We start from the raw sequence: 4,010 nt of genomic DNA, 5'->3' as shown, positions 1-4,010 counted from the left end.
ATGTTTAAAGGAGAAGGTTTAGGTTGAGAGTGAGAACAGGAGAGTACGAGGTCAAGGTCGAGAGAGTTCTAATAGTGGTTTGGGGTACGTTTGAGTTTTTGGGTATACAAAAAGGTTCATTCTTTTGATTGAATGAACCTTTTAATTAATGTGTGGGCGATACTGGATTCGAACCAGTGACCCTCTGCTTGTAAGGCAGATGCTCTGAACCAGCTGAGCTAATCGCCCTTGTTTTTGTTGAACGGGCTGCAAATATAGAACAACTCTCTATAGTCGCAAATACTTTTTTAAAAAAGTGGTAAAATTTCTGCCACAACGAAGGTGCTGCCGCCTATGTACAGTACATCTGAAGGGTTGGTTTTCTGTTTTGCTCCGTAGAATGCGGCTTCGACTGAACTGAATTTCTCTGCTTTTAAATTGCTGGATCTGAATAACTTTTCAAGTTCATTGACGTCCATCGCTCGTGGAATATTTGGTGAGCACAGGTAGTAATGTGCATCTTTTGGTAACAGGTGAATAATTTTTTTCAAATCTTTATCTGAAACACTTCCAAAAACAACATGAAGTTGATCTGCATCTTGCTTTTGTAGTTGAGCCATTGTGGATTTAAGTCCGTCCTCGTTGTGAGCTACATCAGTTACAATGAGTGGTTTTTCCTGCAAGATTTGCCAGCGGCCCATTAAACCGGTGTTCTTCACAACGTTTTTGAGTCCGGCTGTTAAGTGCTTTTGCTGTAGCTCAAAGTTTGTTTTATCGGTCAGAACCGAAAGTGCTGTCGTAGCGGTGTTGATGTTTTCTTTCTGGTAATTTCCTAATAGGTCAGATTGATAATGAACTGGTTTTGATGGGAATAGCTCTGCGTTCTGATCAATAGCGACTTTTTCGATTACTGATAAAGCATCAGGATGCATCTTCCCTGTAACAATTGGAATACCTGGTTTGATGATTCCGGCTTTTTCTCCTGCAATTTTCTCAATTGTATTACCAAGGAATTGGCTGTGATCAAATCCGATGTTAGTAATGACTGATACCAATGGTTTGAGAATATTGGTAGAGTCGAGCCGACCACCCATTCCGGTTTCCACAACAGCTATATCAACTTTTTCCTGCTTGAAGTACTCAAATGCCAGTCCGACTGTCCATTCAAAGAAAGATGGTTGGATTTGGGCAAGCTGATCGCGGTTCTGACCGACAAACTCAACTACGAAATCCTTTGAAACGGGGGCTCCATTGATCTTCACTCGCTCACGAAAATCCATGAGGTGCGGAGATGTGTAGAGGCCAACTTTGTAACCGGCTTCCTGCAAAACTGAAGCTGTCATGTGAGCTGTAGAGCCTTTCCCGTTAGTGCCGGCAATATGGATGGACTGAAAACTATTTTGCGGTTGGCCGAGTGCTTCCATCAACGCGATGGTATTGCTCAAATCTGCCTTGTAAGCTGATTTCCCCTGCCGCTGATACATGGGCAATTGGGAGAATAAAAAATCGAGAGTTTGCTCGTAGTTCACCTCTGAATGAATGTATAAGTAATGCTACCTCTCTGTTCAAAAGGTGCATCAGGATTTGCTTGCCATTTTGTTTTTAAGGCTGCCTGTATTGCACGCTTCGTAAGGCAATCGGCTGAGTTTGTTGTTCCTTTTCCAACATCGGCATCAACCGTGTTTCCGTTGCGATCTACTTTGATATCAACCACAACTTTACCTTCTTCGTTGCAATCGTAAAGTGGCTTTGGTTTGGTCAGAGCCTTGCGATTGCCGAGTGCGTAGTTTCCATTTCCGCCACCTCCACCGGAGTAGGCTTCACCGTCAGTTCCATCGACCTGGCCTTTATCACCAACAGCGTTTTCATCGTCACCTTCAGATCCACCGCTGTTTTCTTTAGCGTTTTTGAATTTATCGAGAGCGCTATTGAGCTCTTCGCTGATTTCAGGCTCTTCTTCTTCAACCGGCTCTTTTGGCTTTTCAGTTTCCTCTGTTTCGGTTGGTTTTTCTGTTTCAGTAGTTTGTTCTTCTGTTTCTTCGGGAACTTCTATCGTTTCGGTATTATCTTGCGTCACGACTTCCTCTTCAACGGGCGTTGTCTCGGGTTGAGGTTCTGGAGGAGTAGTTTCTTCTTTAACAGGTTGCTCGTTCACTTGTTGTGATTGGCCAACATTTTCTGGCTGAGTGTCACCGCTTCCGGTTTCCGTAGTACCGAAGTTTACTTTTATTCCCTGCTCGGGTTTGGGGATAGGGTATTCGAGTCCGGCAAAAATAAAGATCAACAACAGCGCCACGTGGACGATGATGGTTCCGACCAAACCTTCTCTTTTGTATTTATTTTCCCAAACCTGCATGTTATTTGCCTCGTGTAGCGAGGACCACCTCATATTTGTTTCGTTGTGCGATATCCATCACGTAAACAACGCTTTTTACATCAACCGCTTCATCGGCTCTGAGGATAATCCCCGGTTTTTCTTCAGCGCTCAGTCTCGCTTTTAAACGTGGTTCGAGCTGTTCTTTTTTAACGAGATCAGTATTGATGTAGTATTTGTGATCTTCCGTTACTGTAACAGAAATGTTTTGTTTGCCCGTTGTTCGTTGCGAACTTTTAGGCAAGAGCACCTTCATCCCGTTTGGGCTGATCATCGTTGAGGCGATGAGGAAGAAAATGAGCAACAGGAAAACGATGTCTGTCATGGACGACATGTTAAACGCTGTGCTGACTTTATTTCTTGATTTGATTGCCATAATTAAGCGGGTTCTTGAAGCATGTCAGTGAATTTCACTGTGAGCTCATCCATTTTAAAAGTTACTTTATCCAAACGCGAAATGAGGATATTGTAAGCCAGGTAAGCGATAATACCAATTACGAGTCCGGCCGCAGTCGTCACCATCGCCTGCATAATTCCGCCCGATAGTTGATCCAGTTCAACACTGTTTCCTGAAGAGTACATCTCGTGAAAAGTGTTGATCATCCCGATTACAGTACCAAGGAAACCGATCATTGGTGCGGCACCAGCAATTGTTGCTTCTGTACTGAGCGATTGCTCGAGTTTTGTCACTTCGAGTTTTCCTTCGCTCTCGATTGCCATTGCGATATCGGGCATCGGTTTTCCAATTCGGTTAATTCCTTTTTCGATCATTCGCGAGTACGGTGAGTTATCGTTTCGGCAAGCTCCTTTGGCTTCCTCGAGGTTGCCGTTGAGAACATTGGTCCGAACCTGCTCCATGAATGAGGTGCTCGATTTCACGACCTGGTTGATGGCTCTGAATCGTTCGATAAAAATGTAAACAGCAATAATTGATAAAATGCCGAGTGGTCCCATTATGTACCATCCTCCACCTGCGATGAGTTCGAGAATGCTCAGAGTACCTTCTGTTGTTTCTGATGCTGCGGCAGATGCTGTGTCTGCACCGGTAGAAATTTGATTGATGATAAAATTCATTTCGCTCAATATTTGGCTCAAATTTAAGAACGGTTGGTGGAGCTGGTTAGTGTGTTGTGAAAATTAAATCACAGTGGAGTGTTGAAAAGAGTTGGGAAGCAAGGTCGAGGTCAAGGCTGAGGTTGAGAGAAGTTCAAATGGTGGTTTTGGATTACTTGTTTTTAAGGTGTTAAGGGTTTTATGTTGGGGTGGGTGTTTGTTTTAGCTGTGAGACCCGGATACTGAGCGTAGCTATTGCGGAGTCGAAGTAGTAGGGAGTTAGAAGGTGAAGGCCAAGGTCGAGAGGGTTCTAATTTTGATGTTAGGTTTATTGTGACTGTAAGTTGTTTATGACCCCGTTCCTTGCGTCACGAGCTTTAGTGCTGACCGTAGCGTCAGTAGGTCTAAGTTCATCTAGTCTTTGACTGAGGTCAAAGAGCAAGATTCACTAAGATTTGGAGGTTTGGGGTATAAAAAAAGAGGCTAACTCTTATCGAGAAAGCCTCTTTTGTTTTCTGTGGGCGATACTGGATTACTTGCGTGAGCTCGCTTCGCTCGGTTCGAACCAGTGACCTCTGCTTGTAAGGCAGAATAATTTTAGGGG

The 4,010-nt window shown here is 43.9% G+C and carries 4 protein-coding genes and 1 tRNA gene; all 5 read right to left on the bottom strand.

Annotated features, from left to right (window positions below):
• Positions 1 to 153 precede the first annotated feature (153 nt).
• The 5 genes from RI557_RS11475 to RI557_RS11455 all read right to left on the bottom strand — a co-directional run bounded on the left by RI557_RS11475 (position 154) and on the right by RI557_RS11455 (position 3,427).
• Positions 154 to 228: transfer RNA gene (locus RI557_RS11475), tRNA-Val, on the bottom strand.
• Between the two features lie 59 nt (positions 229 to 287).
• Positions 288 to 1,508 carry a folylpolyglutamate synthase/dihydrofolate synthase family protein gene (locus tag RI557_RS11470; RefSeq protein WP_310683897.1) on the bottom strand — a complete coding sequence of 407 codons (1,221 nt, stop codon included), beginning with the start codon at positions 1,506 to 1,508 and terminating at the stop codon, positions 288 to 290.
• A complete protein-coding gene (locus tag RI557_RS11465) occupies positions 1,505 to 2,368 on the bottom strand; it encodes an energy transducer TonB (protein ID WP_310667641.1) in 864 nt (287 codons plus the stop codon). Before RI557_RS11465 ends, RI557_RS11470 begins: the two co-directional genes overlap by 4 nt.
• Positions 2,337 to 2,729 (bottom strand): biopolymer transporter ExbD, encoded by a 393-nt coding sequence (locus RI557_RS11460; RefSeq protein ID WP_151166288.1) that lies wholly within the window; start codon positions 2,727 to 2,729, stop codon positions 2,337 to 2,339. Before RI557_RS11460 ends, RI557_RS11465 begins: the two co-directional genes overlap by 32 nt.
• A gap of 2 nt (positions 2,730 to 2,731) precedes the next feature.
• Positions 2,732 to 3,427, bottom strand: a complete 696-nt coding sequence (locus RI557_RS11455; protein ID WP_310667640.1) for a MotA/TolQ/ExbB proton channel family protein — start codon at positions 3,425 to 3,427, stop codon at positions 2,732 to 2,734.
• Positions 3,428 to 4,010: the final 583 nt, after the last annotated feature.

It is taken from the genome of Salibacter sp. (genome assembly GCF_031581065.1).
Lineage (GTDB): Bacteria > Bacteroidota > Bacteroidia > Flavobacteriales_G > Salibacteraceae > Salibacter.
Note: the sequence above shows the minus strand (reverse complement) of the source record. Positions and strands in the feature narration are given on the sequence as shown.

What these genes read in the sequence shown, in the direction of transcription:
- RI557_RS11465 (WP_310667641.1), bottom strand. Translation starts at nt 2,368, where the DNA reads ATGAGGTGGTCCTCGCTACACGAGGCAAATAACATGCAGGTTTGGGAA.
- RI557_RS11455 (WP_310667640.1), bottom strand. Translation starts at nt 3,427, where the DNA reads ATGAATTTTATCATCAATCAAATTTCTACCGGTGCAGACACAGCATCT.
- RI557_RS11460 (WP_151166288.1), bottom strand. Translation starts at nt 2,729, where the DNA reads ATGGCAATCAAATCAAGAAATAAAGTCAGCACAGCGTTTAACATGTCG.